At 57.7% G+C, this 15488-nt stretch carries 17 protein-coding genes; 13 read left to right on the forward strand and 4 right to left on the reverse strand.

Translation table 11 applies throughout. The features are described 5' to 3' along the window. Positions 1 to 25: 25 nt before the first annotated feature. The gene (locus tag OKB77_RS10275) at positions 26 to 553 is read right to left on the reverse strand and encodes a GspH/FimT family protein (RefSeq protein WP_150390245.1); all 528 of its coding nucleotides are present in this window, start codon (positions 551 to 553) and stop codon (positions 26 to 28) included. 98 nt (positions 554 to 651) lie between these two features. Beyond that, positions 652 to 1170: a GspH/FimT family pseudopilin gene (locus tag OKB77_RS10280; protein WP_108612714.1), complete on the reverse strand. Its 519-nt coding sequence runs from the start codon at positions 1168 to 1170 to the stop codon at positions 652 to 654. A gap of 146 nt (positions 1171 to 1316) precedes the next feature. On the opposite strand from OKB77_RS10280, the gene OKB77_RS10285 reads away from it, so the two are divergent. From OKB77_RS10285 to luxS, 4 genes are read left to right on the forward strand one after another with little or no spacing between them, the layout of a single operon-like run. After that, complete coding sequence (locus OKB77_RS10285; protein ID WP_150390246.1) at positions 1317 to 2939, forward strand: NAD+ synthase; 1623 nt, start codon at positions 1317 to 1319, stop codon at positions 2937 to 2939. 9 nt (positions 2940 to 2948) lie between these two features. Continuing rightward, the gene (gene glnB / locus OKB77_RS10290; protein WP_005308848.1) at positions 2949 to 3287 is read left to right on the forward strand and encodes a nitrogen regulatory protein P-II; all 339 of its coding nucleotides are present in this window, start codon (positions 2949 to 2951) and stop codon (positions 3285 to 3287) included. Positions 3288 to 3346: 59 nt separating this feature from the next. Continuing rightward, positions 3347 to 3940 (forward strand): transglycosylase SLT domain-containing protein, encoded by a 594-nt coding sequence (locus OKB77_RS10295; protein WP_320628426.1) that lies wholly within the window; start codon positions 3347 to 3349, stop codon positions 3938 to 3940. 18 nt (positions 3941 to 3958) lie between these two features. Then, positions 3959 to 4468: an S-ribosylhomocysteine lyase gene (gene luxS / locus OKB77_RS10300; RefSeq protein WP_005340462.1), complete on the forward strand. Its 510-nt coding sequence runs from the start codon at positions 3959 to 3961 to the stop codon at positions 4466 to 4468. Between the two features lie 325 nt (positions 4469 to 4793). On the opposite strand, the gene OKB77_RS10305 is transcribed toward luxS, so the two are convergent. Next, positions 4794 to 5426, reverse strand: coding sequence for a type II secretion system protein (locus OKB77_RS10305; protein WP_150390592.1), 633 nt, complete (start codon positions 5424 to 5426; stop codon positions 4794 to 4796). Between the two features lie 42 nt (positions 5427 to 5468). Here OKB77_RS10305 and OKB77_RS10310 point away from each other — a divergent pair, with 42 nt between their 5' ends. From OKB77_RS10310 to deoD, 7 genes are all read left to right on the forward strand, one after another. After that, positions 5469 to 6242 carry a TatD family hydrolase gene (locus OKB77_RS10310; RefSeq protein ID WP_150390247.1) on the forward strand — a complete coding sequence of 258 codons (774 nt, stop codon included), beginning with the start codon at positions 5469 to 5471 and terminating at the stop codon, positions 6240 to 6242. Positions 6243 to 6464: 222 nt separating this feature from the next. Continuing rightward, positions 6465 to 7739: a NupC/NupG family nucleoside CNT transporter gene (locus OKB77_RS10315; protein ID WP_005340466.1), complete on the forward strand. Its 1275-nt coding sequence runs from the start codon at positions 6465 to 6467 to the stop codon at positions 7737 to 7739. 125 nt (positions 7740 to 7864) lie between these two features. Continuing rightward, a complete protein-coding gene (locus OKB77_RS10320; RefSeq protein ID WP_005340467.1) occupies positions 7865 to 8035 on the forward strand; it encodes a XapX domain-containing protein in 171 nt (56 codons plus the stop codon). Positions 8036 to 8459: 424 nt separating this feature from the next. Next, complete coding sequence (gene deoC / locus OKB77_RS10325; protein ID WP_150390248.1) at positions 8460 to 9233, forward strand: deoxyribose-phosphate aldolase; 774 nt, start codon at positions 8460 to 8462, stop codon at positions 9231 to 9233. 109 nt (positions 9234 to 9342) lie between these two features. Continuing rightward, complete coding sequence (deoA, locus tag OKB77_RS10330) at positions 9343 to 10674, forward strand: thymidine phosphorylase (RefSeq protein WP_265775966.1); 1332 nt, start codon at positions 9343 to 9345, stop codon at positions 10672 to 10674. 14 nt (positions 10675 to 10688) lie between these two features. Then, positions 10689 to 11897, forward strand: coding sequence for a phosphopentomutase (locus tag OKB77_RS10335; RefSeq protein ID WP_199427874.1), 1209 nt, complete (start codon positions 10689 to 10691; stop codon positions 11895 to 11897). Between the two features lie 76 nt (positions 11898 to 11973). After that, a complete protein-coding gene (gene deoD, locus OKB77_RS10340; protein WP_005340471.1) occupies positions 11974 to 12690 on the forward strand; it encodes a purine-nucleoside phosphorylase in 717 nt (238 codons plus the stop codon). Positions 12691 to 12757: 67 nt separating this feature from the next. On the opposite strand, the gene OKB77_RS10345 is transcribed toward deoD, so the two are convergent. Continuing rightward, entirely contained in the window at positions 12758 to 13378 is a 621-nt protein-coding gene (locus OKB77_RS10345; protein WP_088870154.1) for a YtjB family periplasmic protein, read from the reverse strand. 120 nt (positions 13379 to 13498) lie between these two features. Here OKB77_RS10345 and serB point away from each other — a divergent pair, with 120 nt between their 5' ends. Further along, the gene (gene serB, locus OKB77_RS10350; protein WP_270817556.1) at positions 13499 to 14509 is read left to right on the forward strand and encodes a phosphoserine phosphatase SerB; all 1011 of its coding nucleotides are present in this window, start codon (positions 13499 to 13501) and stop codon (positions 14507 to 14509) included. A gap of 28 nt (positions 14510 to 14537) precedes the next feature. Continuing rightward, positions 14538 to 15443 carry an alpha/beta hydrolase family protein gene (locus OKB77_RS10355; RefSeq protein ID WP_270817557.1) on the forward strand — a complete coding sequence of 302 codons (906 nt, stop codon included), beginning with the start codon at positions 14538 to 14540 and terminating at the stop codon, positions 15441 to 15443. Positions 15444 to 15488: the final 45 nt, after the last annotated feature.

Here is a 15488-nt window from a genome sequence, read left to right on the forward strand (position 1 = left end):
TTGGTTATTGAGTAGGGTAAAGGGGCTAAGAACAACTCAGCCCCTTTTTTTCGCTTCTGCTTCTGCCGGATGGGGAAACGATGATATCGACTCGGGGTACTTGGTCGATACAAAACCGGAGTGTCATGTTCGTGCCAATCGCAGTGCCATCTGGACTAAATCGCACAAATTGTCGATTGGCCGTCACGGTATGTTTTTCAAGAAAGGGTTCTGTTGCTGATAACAAGATATCGCCACTTGCAATATCGAATTGGCGATCCTGATTGGTGTCGATAAAGACAAGCATGCGCTGGGCGCCGGTTTGATTTGCGAGTACACAGCCTTCTTTTGTGGAGTTTCTGACAGGCATGGCAAGACATGCTGTGACGGGTTGCTGCTGTGTGATGGCTTGCCGTTGGCCGAAGATCAGGTGGTCCTGCAGGTTTCTTGTGTAGATGTCGCTGTCGGTAGATGTCAGCAGATTTGCCAATGACGGCAGTCCCAAGGTCAGCAGGATGGTTGTCAGGCTTGCAGATATTAAGAACTCAAGCAGGGTAAATCCATTTCGTGCCATAGCGTATGAGTCCTTGTTCAAAGGAGACTCTAAGTATAGCTATTGGATTGAAATGGATCCTTTTGTGCTCGTGTGTGCTTCGCGGTAGTTAATGCTGGTCATGGACATACAGCACCACTTGCCTGGCTATGGGCACGCCCGGCAGGCATAACTTCAATCTGAACGCCCTTTTCGCCGCTTACACAGAGTGAAAAGATGACCTCGCTGTCAGACGTAATGGTGCCATCTGGGGTGAAGCGCAGCGCCTGTGCATCTGCAGAAATGGCCAGTTCTGCAGGAAACTCGGGACTTGCCGTCAGAGTTGTTTCGCTGCCATTGAGCTTCTGATCGCTATTAGTATCGATAAAAGCGATCTGCCGGGTCGCTCCATTTTGATTGGCAGTAACGCACTCTTCTACAGAATTATTGATAGTGGTCAGGCAGAGAGTAACCGTTTGCTGGTTAGAGATAGCCTGTTGTCTGGCATAGTTTAAGTGGTTTAGCAGGCTCTTTTCCTGGGTCGCCAAATTATTGCTGCCAAGCAGGTTAGAGAGGGAAGGAATACCAATCCCCAACAGAATGACGCCCAGCGCAATGGCTATCATCAACTCCATCAGGGTAAATCCAGCGTTTTTCATATCTGCGAAGGCCTGTCGTTCCGTGACTATCTACAGCTTATCCTTCTCACTGGTTGCTGTCACACGGTTACGCCTGTCTTGAACTGGCAGATTGCCCCCCTTTTCTTTATCATTCCCCATCATTTTCGAATTCAAGATGCATCGCCATGGCAAAAGCCCTCTCTCTGATGCTTGCCCAGTTGAATCTGACGGTAGGCGCCATCGAAGATAACACTGACAAAGTGCTCGCTGCGGCGGCTCAGGCCGAGCAGCAAGGTGCCGATCTGCTGGTCTGCTCCGAGCTGGCCCTGACCGGTTATCCACCGGAAGATCTGCTGCTGCGCGCCGATCTGATGATGCGGGTCGATGCCGCGTTGGCTCGTGTTGCCAAATGGCAGGGCAACTGTGCCATTTTGGTGGGTCACCCTTGGCGTGAAGGTGAGGCTCTTTATAACGCAGCCTCCCTCTATGAGCGAGGCAAGTTGATTGCCCGTTACTTCAAGCAGGACCTGCCCAACTACGGGGTATTCGACGAGAAGCGCTACTTCACCGCCGCGGCCGAGACTTGTGTGGTTCCCTTCCGTGGTCACAATCTGGGCCTGCTCATCTGCGAAGACCTGTGGCAGCCTGGCCCGGCGCTGGCCGCCAAGGCTGCGGGGGCCGAGCTGCTGCTCACCATCAACGCCTCGCCCTATGATCAGGAAAAACCTTGGATCCGCCGCGAGCTGATGGCCGAGCGCTGCGATCAGACCGGTCTGCCGCTGGTCTACCTCAATCAGGTCTGCGGTCAGGACGAGCTGATTTTCGACGGCTGCTCCAAGGTGTTCAGCAGCCAGGGTGAGTTGACCCACAAGCTGGCTCCTTTTGCCGAAGAGCTGATGCTGGTACGTTTTGCTGATGGCCAGCCAGTGAAGGAGCGGGAGCCCGCTGCGCCGCTGGAGCCGTTGGCCGAGACCTATCAGGCGCTGGTGCTGGCAGTGCGCGACTACGTTACCAAGAACGGTTTCCACGGTGCTGTGCTGGGTCTATCCGGCGGCATCGACTCGGCACTGACGTTGGCCATTGCGGCCGATGCCATCGGTGCCGACAAGGTGCAGGCTGTGATGATGCCGTTCCGCTACACCGCCCAGATGAGCGTGGAGGATGCCAAGGAGCAGGCCGAGCGGATGGGGGTTGAGTTCAACATCATCTCCATCGAGCCGATGTTCGAAGGGTTTATGGCCCAGCTGGCGCCGCTGTTTGAAGGCACCGCTCGTGATACTACCGAAGAGAACCTGCAGGCGCGCTGCCGCGGCGTGCTGCTGATGGCACTCTCCAACAAGCGGCGTCGCATCGTGCTGACCACCGGCAACAAGAGCGAGATGGCGGTCGGTTATGCCACGCTGTACGGTGACATGGCGGGCGGTTTCGATGTGCTGAAAGATGTGCCCAAGACGCTGGTATTCAAGTTGTGCGAATATCGCAACTCGGTCGACTACGTGATCCCACAGCGGGTTATCGACCGTCCTCCTTCAGCGGAGCTGGCACCGGATCAGGTGGATCAGGACAGCCTGCCGCCATACGACATCTTGGATGCCATCCTCAAGCGTTACGTGGAAGAGGATGCCTCGGTCGCCGACATGGTGGCTGAAGGGTTCGAGGAAGCGGTGGTGCGCAAGGTGATCCGCTTGGTGGATCTCAACGAATACAAGCGCCGTCAGGCGGCGGTCGGGCCCCGCATTACGGCTCGCAACTTTGGTAAGGATCGCCGTTACCCCATTACATCCGGGTTCGGCAAACAGAACTGGTAAGGAGTCACCATGAAGAAGATTGAAGCCATCATCAAACCGTTCAAGCTGGACGATGTGCGCGAGGCCCTGGCCGAGATCGGCATCAACGGCATGACCGTATCCGAAGTCAAAGGCTTCGGCCGCCAGAAGGGCCATACCGAGCTCTATCGCGGCGCCGAATATATGGTCGACTTCCTGCCGAAAGTGAAGGTGGAGCTGGTGGTGCAGGATGAGGATCTCGATGCCTGTCTGGAAGCGATCCAGAACACCGCTCGTACTGGCAAGATTGGTGATGGCAAGATCTTCGTCTGCGAGGTGGAGCGTGTCATTCGTATCCGTACCGGCGAAGAGAACGAAGACGCGATCTGACCTTGGCTATCTCTTTACCTGACCAGAGGTGTGAAGCACGGCCTCATTTGATGGGGTGGATGCGTTTTGTGGTCGTGGCCAGCCTGTTGGCGGGCCTGACTGCTTGCAGTACCCGTCCACCGGCTCAGCCGGAGAATCTGTGCCAGATCTTTCGCGAGAAGCCTGACTGGCACAAGGCCGCGCTCAAGATGAACGAGAAGTGGGGGACGCCTATCCACGTGATCATGGCCATGATGTATCAGGAGTCCTCGTACGTACATGATGCCCAGCCGCCGATGCAGTATTTCCTCTTCATCCCGACCGGGCGGGCCAGTTCGGCTTATGGTTATGCTCAGGTCAAAGATGAAACCTGGGCTGATTACCAGCGGGAAACCGGCAACAGCTGGAGTGACCGTGATGACTTTGCCGACGCCATCGATTTTATGGGTTGGTACACTAACAAAGCTCAGCGGCTCAATGGCACCTCCAAGTGGGATGCCTATGGCCAGTACCTCAACTATCACGAAGGGTGGGGTGGCTACCGGCGTGGCAGCTATCGCAGCAAGGGGTGGTTGATGAAGACCTCTCGCAAGGTGGAAGCTCGCGCCCAGCGCTACGGCGCCCAGTACCGTCAATGCAAGGATCAGCTCTCCCGCGGGGGCTGGTTCTGGTAACCAAATCAGGAGTCAGAAATGCCGTTATTGGACAGTTTTACCGTTGACCACACCCGTATGGAAGCGCCAGCGGTGCGTGTGGCCAAGACCATGCAGACCCCGAACAAGGACACCATTACCGTGTTCGACCTGCGTTTCTGCGTACCGAATCAGGAGATCCTCTCCGAGCGCGGTATCCATACGCTGGAGCACCTGTTCGCCGGTTTTATGCGTGATCACCTGAACGGCAATGGTGTGGAGATCATCGATATCTCCCCCATGGGTTGCCGTACCGGTTTCTACATGAGCCTGATCGGTGCGCCTGACGAAGCCCGTGTTGGCGCAGCCTGGCAGGCAGCCATGAGCGATGTGCTGACCGTGCAGGATCAGGCCAAGATCCCCGAGCTGAACGAGTATCAGTGCGGCACCTACAGCATGCATTCGCTGGAAGAGGCGCACGCCATCGCCCGTCATGTGCTGGAGCGCGGTATCGGCGTCAACCACAACGATGAGTTGGCTCTGCCGGAAGAGAAACTGAAGAGTCTGTGAGGCTGATGAGCTATCGCTCATCTGATAACCTCTTCAGGGAATCTTAAAAGAGCCGGTCAGCCATGCTGACCGGCTCTTTTTTATCTCGCCCGACCGCCATAGTGGAGATGGCTTGCTCACCTTGCCGACTCTGATTAGGATGGTTTTTGAACCGAATCCGTTGGCGGAGGTGTGACGATGAAAGGGATATTGCTGCGTTGGCTGGCCCGTTACGACGCGTGGTGCGAGGAGTGGGGGCTCACCCAGGAGAACCGGCGCTGCTGCACGCCGGTTCGTTATGATGATGATTCAACCAAAAAGCGAGCTTGCGCAGAAGAGGCTGAGCTCAATCAAAATTGCGGGTCACGGCACCGGTAACACTGTTGTACTCGAAGCCGAGGCCGTTTAGATAATCCGAGCTGGTTTGGAAGCGGTTGATTGAGTCGCGCAGGATATAGCGGCAGTTAAGATGCTCTTCGCCATTCGCATCAATCGCTCCTGTGGAGACAACATCAGTTAAGTAATCCGCTTTACTATCAATCACCGGGCCAAAATGTACCGCTTCTACGCTGTAGTCGCTATCCATCATGTCTTCAAACAGAAAGCGGCAATCAGCTCCGCTGCTAACGGATATGTAATCGGACTGGCCTGTTATATACATTTCATCCAGTCCTTTTTGACCTTGGTCTTCATCAGAACCAACAGGCCAGCCATACATATTGATATCCATATTTTTCACGCCAAAGCTGCTCAGATTGTAGAGCGCGATCGCTTGTCCCTGAACTTTGACAGCCCAGCCTGCATGAGCCAGCTGAACTGCACTGGCAAAGCTGCCTGCGGTCGCCGAGACCGTGCTTTTCAGGGCATCATCCTTGATATTGATAAAGCGGGGCAGGGCGGTGACGGCCAGGATCCCCAGCACTATGATCACCAGCACCAGTTCAATCAGGGTAAAGCCGTTGTTTCTGTTGTTCATCATGTTCAATGACCCATTTAAATACCGCAAACAGGTGTAAGTGATATGCAGCTGATAGATACCCATTGCCATCTCGACTTTCCGGTGTTCGACCAGGACAGGGAGGCACTGCTGGCCCGTAGTCGGGCATTGGGGGTGACGGAGTATATCATTCCTGCCATCGCAGAAGATAACTGGACTCGTGTGATGGCACTGGCAGATCAGCATGACGGCCTCTTTTATGGTCTGGGCGTTCATCCTTGGTATGCCGGTGAACAGCGGGAGGGGGTGATGGAGCGGTTGCGAACGCTGGTAATGAGCCAGCCTGCCGGGCTGGTGGCCATAGGCGAGTGTGGGCTGGACCTCCGTTCTCACGTGCCGCAGGAGGGGCAGCTTGCGCTGTTTGAGGCTCAGATCCGGCTGGCTGCAGATGCCGGGCTCCCCCTGATGATCCACTCGGTGCGCGCCAATGACACTGTGGCCAAGCTTTTGCGCCGCTTCAAGCCGCCTCGTGGCGGGGTGATCCATGCTTTCAGCGGTTCGTTGCAGCAGGCGGAGGCCTTCTGGCAACTGGGCTTTCGACTCGGGGTGGGCGGGGTAATCAGTTTTGAACGGGCGAACAAGACGCGAGAGGTATTTCGGGCCATGCCGCTCGAGGCCCTGGTGCTGGAAACCGATTCGCCCGATATGCCCTTACAAGGTGAGCAAGGCACCCGGAATACCCCGGAAGCGCTGCCGAAAATAGCGGAAATATTGATGACCTTGCGGGAGGAATCATCGGTGGATGTTACCAAGGTGTTATTTGAAACTGCCCGGCATATTTTCCATCACGACCAATAGCCATGAAACAAATTCGCAACACCTGATTTAGTTGTCAGGAAAAAAAATGAGCGTAAAAATCGTTTGCTGTCTAATTTTGTGACACTTGGACATTTTGATAACGATAAAATGTGACCAGCATTCTATTTTATCGGACTTTAATTAGTATAATGCGCTCCCCTTGATTAGTTGGGTTTGATAACAACTCGCTAACAAGCCAGGTGCTACTAGAGGAAGATAATAATGAATTTGTTCATGGGTCTGGTAGGGATGGCGACGCTCGTCCTTATCGCGGTGCTGTTCTCCAGCAATCGCAAGGCAATCAACGTGCGTACCGTTGTCGGTGCGTTCGCAATTCAAGCCGGTCTGGGGGCGTTTGTTCTCTATGTTCCGGTTGGTCGCGATATCCTGGTCGGCGTGTCCGACGCGGTATCCAGCGTGATCAGCTACGGCCAGAACGGGATCGACTTCCTGTTTGGCGGTCTGGTCAGCAACAAGATGTTTGAAGTGTTCGGTGGCGGCGGCTTTGTCTTTGCCTTCCGTGTTCTGCCGGTCATCATCTTCTTCTCTTCCCTGATTGCAGTGCTCTACTACCTGGGCATCATGCAGATGGTCATCAAGTTGCTGGGCGGCGGTCTGCAGAAAGTACTGGGTACTTCCCGCACCGAATCCCTGTCTGCAACTGCCAACATCTTCGTCGGTCAGACCGAAGCGCCGCTGGTGGTTCGTCCTTACATCGCCAAGATGACTGACTCCGAGCTGTTCGCCGTCATGTGTGGTGGTCTGGCTTCAGTTGCCGGTTCCGTACTGGCCGGTTACGCCTCCATGGGCGTGAAGATGGAGTACCTGATCGCTGCCTCCTTCATGGCTGCACCGGGTGGTCTGCTGTTCGCCAAGCTGCTGGTTCCCGAAACCGAGACCCCGAACTACGACGAAAGTTCTGCCGATGCCGAGCTGGATGACAAGCCTGCCAACGTCATTGACGCTGCAGCTGCTGGCGCCTCTGCCGGTATGCAACTGGCCCTGAACGTCGGCGCCATGCTGCTGGCCTTCATCGGTCTGATCGCCATGATCAACGGCATCTTCTCCGGTGTGGGTGGCTGGTTCGGTTATCCGCAACTCTCTCTGGAACTGCTGCTGGGCTGGATCTTCTCCCCGCTGGCCTTCCTGATCGGTGTGCCCTGGAATGAAGCAGTGGTTGCCGGTTCCTTCATCGGTCAGAAGCTGGTAGTGAACGAGTTCGTGGCTTACCTGAACTTCGCTCCGTACCTGAAAGACGAAGTGCTGATCAACGGTGTGGCCATGTCCGATCACACCAAGGCGATCATCTCCTTCGCGCTGTGTGGTTTTGCCAACCTCTCCTCTGTTGCCATCCTGCTGGGTGGTCTGGGGTCCATGGCGCCGAACCGCCGCGGCACCATTGCACGCTTTGGTCTGAAAGCCGTACTTGCAGGCTCTCTGTCCAACCTGATGTCTGCAACCATCGCAGGCTTCTTCCTGGCACTGTCCGGCATGTAATCGCCGCCTGACTGACAGGGTATAAACACGAACGCCACGGCATCTGCCGTGGCGTTCGCGTATGGAGCGGTGACAACCGTTTTCCTATCTAAACTAATAATAAAATGAGTCAAATCGGAGGTTATATGAATGAAGTGCTACTGGCGATGGTGGCCGGCTTTATAGTTGGTTTGTTGTTTTCTTTCCTCAAATTGCCGATCCCGGCGCCTCCCGTTTTGTCCGGGGTAATGGGGATCGTCGGGGTCTATCTGGGGGGATTGGCCTACTCCTGGATCCTGACCCGTTTCTTTTCGTAAGGCTTTTTTAGACCTGGATTTGCCAGATGTGAGGTACCTCTGAAATTGGCAAATCCGGCTTGCAAACAGGGGGTATCTCGGCTGAAATAGGCGTTGCCAGCAGGGTGCTGGCAATGACTAATACTCGATGAAATCGGGTGTTGGCGGTCAAATGGAATTGATTGGGAAGTCGGGTCAGATGTTGTCGGCCTTTCTCAAGTCTTCATGGAACCAAGTCCGCACTTTTGTAAGAAAGTGACAGGGCTCTTGCCTTATTTACAGTCGCAGTGCCTGCAGGGTGTTTTGAATAGCATCCCGATAGTGCCGGTGCCTTCGCACTGTAATTCCATTCCCGTATAGCTGGGGATTACTGCCTGTGCATCCATCGCTGGATGGTATGGTGGTGCCCGGTTATCTGGATTAAATCGAGACTTTGGAGAACAGAATGACTGATCTGAAAGTGGCCGCTCAGCGCGCCCTGAACCTGATGGACCTGACCACCCTGAACGATGACGACACCGATCAGAAGGTGATCGACCTGTGCCACAAGGCCAAGTCACCGGCTGGCCTGACCGCCGCCGTCTGCATCTACCCCCGTTTTATCCCTATCGCTCGCAAGACCCTGCGTGAGATCGGCGCAGCCGACGTACGCATTGCGACCGTGACCAACTTCCCGCACGGCAACGACGACATCGAGATCGCCGTGGCCGAAACCCGTGCCGCAGTCGCCTACGGTGCTGACGAAGTGGACGTGGTGTTCCCGTACCGCGCCTTCATGGCCGGTAATGAAGAGATTGGTTTTGATCTGGTCAAAGCCTGTAAAGAGGCCTGCGGTGCCAACGTGCTGCTGAAAGTGATCATCGAAACCGGCGAGCTGAAAGAAGAGGCGCTGATCCGTCGCGCTTCCGAGATCTGTATCGATGCCGGTGCCGACTTCATCAAGACCTCCACCGGCAAGGTGCCGGTCAATGCAACCCCAGAAGCGGCACGCATCATGATGGAAGTGATCAAGGCCAAGAATCCGAAAGTCGGCTTCAAGCCAGCTGGTGGCGTGAAAGACGCAGCCGTTGCCGGTCAGTACCTGGCTATGGCCGAAGAGATCCTCGGCAACGACTGGGTGTCCGCCCGTACCTTCCGCTTTGGTGCATCCAGCCTGCTGGCCAGTCTGCTGGCCACTCTGGGGCATGGCGACAAGCCAGCCAACACCAGCGGTTACTAATAGGTTGATGAGAGGGCGGACTGCTGTCCGCCCTGTTAGCCCCCACCATGCGGTGTGCGGGCAAGGATTCAGGCTTGTGTAACGCCAGCAATGGCGGAGGGAATGAAAGATGTTTTTGCCTCAAGAAATTATTCGCAAGAAGCGCAACGGTGAAGCGCTCAGTACCCAAGAAATTCAATTCTTCGTTCAGGGCATTACCAATAACACCATCGGCGAGGGGCAGATCGCCGCGCTGGCGATGGCGGTCTACTTCAAAGACATGACCATGGATGAGCGGGTAGCCCTGACCTGCGCCATGCGCGACTCCGGCATGGTGCTGACCTGGGATCACCTCAATCTGGGTGGCCCGATTGTCGACAAGCACTCCACCGGTGGTGTGGGTGATGTGGTCTCCCTGATGCTTGGCCCGATGGTCGCTGCCTGCGGCGGTTTCGTGCCGATGATCTCCGGCCGTGGTCTGGGCCACACCGGCGGCACCCTCGACAAGCTGGATGCCATTCCCGGCTACCAGACCTCGGTCGACAACGACCGTTTCCTGAAAGTGGTGAAAGAGGCGGGTGTCGCCATCATCGGCCAGACCGGCGATCTTGCACCCGCTGACAAGCGTATCTATGCAGTACGTGACATTACTGCCACCGTCGAATCCATCGCGATGATCACCGGCTCCATCCTCTCCAAGAAGCTCGCCTCCGGGCTCGAAGCGCTGGTGATGGATGTGAAAGTGGGCTCCGGCGCCTTTATGCCGACCTTCGAAGCGTCCGAAGAGCTGGCCAAGAGCATTGTGGCCGTGGCCAACGGTGCCGGTTGCCGCACCTCTGCGCTTTTGACCGATATGAACCAGGTGCTGGCCTCCAGCGCCGGTAACGCGGTGGAAGTACGTGAAGCGGTGCGTTACCTGACCGGTGAATACCGCAACCCGCGGATCCACGAAGTGACCATGGCGCTGTGCGCCGAGATGCTGATCTCCGCCGGTCTTGCCAGCGACGAGCGCGATGCCCGCACCAAGCTGCAGGCGGTGCTGGATAACGGCAAGGCGGCCGAGATCTTCGGTCGCATGGTGACTGGTCTCGGTGGCCCGGCCGATTTTATGGAGCGTTACGACGCTTACCTGCCCAAAGCCGCCATCGTGCGCCCGGTCTTCGCGGCCAACAGCGGTTTCGTGACCGCCATGGATACCCGCGAGCTGGGGCTGGCCGTGGTAGCGATGGGCGGTGGTCGCCGCGCTGCCGGTGACAAACTTGATTATGCGGTCGGTCTGACCGACTTTATCCGCCTGGGTCGAAGTGTTGATGCTGACAAGCCGATCGCGATGATCCACGCTCAGACTGAAGAGCAATATGCTCAGGCTGCCAGCATGGTGCAGGCGGCTGTCCGGATTGGTGGCGAGCGGCCGGAGGCACTGCCTGAAGTGTACCGCCGTATCACCCTGGCCGATTTGTAACAAGGGGAAGACCCATGAAACGTACCTTTATTCTGATGATGGACTCTTTTGGTATTGGCGCAGCTGCCGACGCCGAGAAGTTCGGAGATGTGGGCGCCAACACCCTTGGCCATATCGCCAAGGCGTGTGCGGCAGGTGACATTGAAGGCCGTGGTGCCCTCAATCTGCCCAACCTCAACAAGCTGGGTCTGGGCCACGCTTGCGAGCAGGCCTCCGGCTACTTCCCGGAAGGGCTGAAGAAAGATATCGATGTGGTCGGTGCCTACGGCTTTGCTCAGGAGCTCTCCTCCGGCAAGGATACCCCGTCCGGTCACTGGGAGATCGCCGGTGTACCCGTGCTGTTCGAGTGGGGCTACTTCAAGGATCACCACAACAGCTTCCCGCAGGAGCTGCTGGACGCCATCGTCGAGAAGGCTGGTCTGCCTGGCTATCTGGGCAACTGCCACGCTTCCGGTACCCAGGTGCTGGACGATCTGGGCGAAGAGCACATGAAGACCGGCAAGCCGATCCTCTACACCTCTGCCGACTCCGTGTTCCAGATTGCCTGCCACGAAGAGACCTACGGCCTCGAGAAGCTCTATGAGCTGTGCCACATCGTGCGCGAGTTGCTGGAGCCCTACAACATCGGCCGCGTGATTGCGCGTCCGTTCGTAGGTACTGGCAAGGGCAACTTCAAGCGTACCGGCAACCGTCACGACTACTCAGTGCTGCCGCCGGCGCCGACCGTGCTGGATTACATGAAAGATGCGGGCGGTCAGGTGGTCTCCATCGGCAAGATTGCCGACATCTATGCCCAGCAGGGCATCACCAAGCAGGTGAAAGGGACCGGTCTGACCGAGCTGTGGGATCGCACGCTGGAAGAGGTGAAAGCGGCCGGTGACAACACCATCGTCTTCACCAACTTTGTGGACTTCGACTCCTCCTACGGCCACCGCCGTGATGTTGCCGGTTATGCCGGTGCGCTGGAGTATTTCGATTCCCGCCTGCCGGAGCTGTTTGATCTGCTGCAAGATGGCGACGTGGTGGTGCTGACTGCCGACCACGGCTGCGACCCGACCTGGGGGGGTACCGACCACACCCGCGAATACATTCCGGTGCTGTTCTTCGGCAAGCCGGTCAAGGCCGGCTCCGTCGGTCGTCGCGAGACCTTTGCCGATATCGGCCAGAGCATCGCGGCTTACCATGGCCTGCCGAAACTGGCGTACGGTACCAGCTTCCTGTAATTTACCCGCCCGCCACTTCGGCGGCGGGCAATTTATAAAACAATAAAACTCAACCTAGTGTGAAGGAATCAAGAGAATGGCAACTCCTCATATCAATGCGAAAGATGGCGCCTTTGCTGATACCGTGCTGATGCCGGGCGACCCCCTGCGCGCCAAGTACATCGCTGAAACTTTCCTGGAGAACGTCGAGCAGATCTGCGACGTGCGCAACATGTTCGGCTTCACCGGTACCTACAAGGGCCGTCGTATCTCCGTCATGGGTCACGGCATGGGTATCCCCTCCTGCTCCATCTACGCCAAAGAGCTGATCACCGATTACGGTGTGAAGACCCTGATCCGTGTGGGCTCCTGTGGCGCCGTGCGTGAAGACGTGAAACTGCGTGACGTGGTGATCGGTATGGGTGCTTGCACCGATTCCAAAGTAAACCGTCTGCGTTTCAAGGATCACGACTTCGCTGCCATCGCTGACTTCGACCTGGTTGCCAATGCCGTGCAGGCCGCTAAGAACAAGGGCGTTGCCGTGCGCGTCGGTAACATCTTCTCCGCCGACCTGTTCTACACCCCGGACCCCTCCATGTTCGACGTCATGGAAAAGTACGGCATCCTGGGTGTCGAAATGGAAGCTGCCGGTATCTACGGCGTGGCCGCAGAGTACGGTGCCAAGGCACTGACCATCTGCACCGTCTCCGACCATATCCGTACCGGTGAGCAGACCACCTCTGAAGAGCGTCAGCTGACCTTCAACGACATGATCGAAATCGCACTGGATTCCGTCCTGCTGGGCGACAAGTAATTCCTTCGCGAATAAGAAACGGCGGCCTTCTGGCCGCCGTTTTTGTATCTGCTCTCTGGTTGCGCCATCAGTTTTCCGGAGGTGGCGCGGGGGGCGTACTCTTTTTCTTGTGCTTACGTACCCGCATGTAGTTACGGCGCACGCCGTAGGAGATGAGCACCCCGGCCAGCAGGGCGACCAGCAGCATCAGGCGCTGTTTCTCCTGCACCACCTTGAGCCGGGTGTCCTTGTCTGCCAGCATCTGCTGCTCTTCCAGGGTGATGCGCAGGAAGCCGATGGTCTGCTCGCCATCCCGGATCTCCTGCACGAACTGGATCCGCCCTTTACCCTGCTCCGGCAGCGACTTGTTATCGCTGCCGATGGGCAGCAGGCTCTCCAGCGGCACCGCCTGCTCCGATTGGGCGAGGGGAATGCCGCGTCCGTCGTAGAGGGTGGCATCGAGGATCTCCGGCTCCGCCGCCAGATCCCGCGCCAGCCGCTCCAGCTCGCTGCTCTTCTCCTCCTTGATCCAACGTTTCATGTCTCGGGAGGCATAGGCGACCAGCGCCTGCGCCCGGTTGCGCGCTTCGCTGTGCAGCGAGGCCTGGCTTTCACCCTGCATATGAATAAGCACACCGAGCACCCAGCATCCGAGCAGGATACCGGCACCCAGGCTGAGAACACGTTTGATGGGAAGATGACGCTGCAAGCGTGAGACCTCATGGTAACAAGGAGTGGCGGGATCTTGGCGCTTGCCTGTACAAAAAGCAATACGCTACTCTGGGCCAGCATTGTTAACCCCCTGATCACCAAGGAAGGCGTATCCCTTATGTTGTTGTCCCGGCTCCCCCCTCTGTTATCCGATTGGCCCGCGTTGTTGTCCGGCTCACCCTGTTGGCAGCTCAGCGCAGATGCGTTGCAACCGACAGAGACTCCGCAGGCTGGCGGCTGGTTGGTGCTGTTTGGCAAGGGGCTGGGCGCATCCCATCTGGCGTGTCTGTCACCTTTGTTGGCTGCACAGGGGTTGGCGGCCACCCTCTATCCTCCCACCGAGGTGGCGGGCGTGCCGTTGCTGCTGCTTGGCTGCGATCGCTTCTCTGCCGAGCTGGTGGCCGAGCTCAAGATCGGTGAGTGGGAGATCGATCTCTGCCATCTGCCCGCCCTGCCGACCCTGAACGAGCCCGGCCTGCTGGTGATGGACATGGACTCCACCGCGATCCGCATCGAGTGCATCGACGAGATTGCCCGACTTGCCGGGGTTGGCGATCAGGTGGCGGCAGTGACGGCCGCAGCCATGCAGGGCAAGCTGGAGTTTTCCGACAGCCTGCGCAATCGGGTGGCCCTGCTGGCAGGGGCGCCGGTCACCATTCTCGACGAGGTGGCGGCATGGATGCCCTGGATGCCGGGCTTGCAGCTGATGGTCGATATCCTCAAAGGGGCGGGTTGGAAGGTGGCCATCGCCTCCGGCGGTTTTACCCGCTTTGCTGGCCAGTTGCAGCGCGATCTGGGGCTCGATGCCATCTTCGCCAACGAGCTGGCGGTGGAGGGGGGCCAGCTGAGCGGCAAGGTGAGCGGGCGCATCGTTGATGCCAGCGTCAAGGCCGAGGTGTTGCAGCAGCTTGCTCAGGAGTACGGCATTGCTGCCGCCCAGACCGTGGCCATCGGCGATGGTGCCAACGATCTCAAAATGATGGGGGTCGCGGGCCTTGGCATTGCCATTCACGCCAAACCACTGGTGCGGGCGCAGGCGGCGGCCACCCTCAATCATCACGATCTGGAGGGGGTGATCTGCCTGCTGGCGGCGCGGGCCTGCAGCGAGCAACGTTGGGACCAGCGCTGACAGTGTTTCAAGGAGGAAACCAATAAAAATGGAATTGTTGCAGCAGTCTCTGTTTATCCCCTGTGGCGCCCATCAATTGCATGTGCGCCACATCAAACCCCGGGTCGCCGTGCATGGCGAGCCGATCCTGATGGTGCATGGCGCCATCGAGAACGGGCGGATCTTCTATACCGAATCGGGCAAGGGGCTGGCCTGCTTTCTGGCCCGTCACGGCTATCAGGTCTATGTGGCTGATTTGCGGGGGCGGGGGCTCAGCACTCCTGCCATCGCCGAGCAGGCAGAGCACGGTCAGCATGAGCTGATCACCGAGGATCTGCCCGCCCTGCAGCACTGGATTGCCGAGCGCCATCATGGCTTCAAGGTGCATTGGGTGGCCCACTCTTGGGGCGGTGTCATCATGGCCTCGACCCTGGTGCGCTTCCCCGAGCTGGCGGATCAGGTGGCCAGCCTGCTGTTTTTTGGCACCAAGCGCGGTGTGTCGGTGCACAATCCCGAGCGTTGGCTGAAGGTGGATCTGATCTGGAATCGGCTGGCCCCATGGCTGGCTCGCCGCCGTGGTTTTCTGGCGGCTCGTACTCTGAAGATCGGTGCTGACGACGAGCCGCTGCGCTATCTGCAGGAGACCATCCCCTGGGTCAAGTGCGGCCCCTGGCAGGATCCTCACGACGGTTTTGCCTATGACGAGGCGGCGGCACGGGTCAACTGGCCACCGCTCTGGATGATTTCGGCCAAAGCGGACAAGGTGCTGGGTCACCCGACCGATGTGCGCCGCTTCAGCGACGAGATGGGGTCGGCCACACGTCACACCCGATTGGGGCGGGACAACGGCAACCGCCTCGATTATGACCACATCAATATGCTGACCGCCCCGCAGGCCCAGGAGGATCACTTCCCCCAGATCCTCGACTGGCTGCTCAACCCGCAGGCGGTATGACAAAAAACAGGGCGCCTCGAGCGCCCTGTTTCATTTTTGTCTGTT

It is taken from the genome of Aeromonas sp. Y318-3 (assembly GCF_027706185.1).
Taxonomy (GTDB): domain Bacteria; phylum Pseudomonadota; class Gammaproteobacteria; order Enterobacterales; family Aeromonadaceae; genus Aeromonas; species Aeromonas veronii.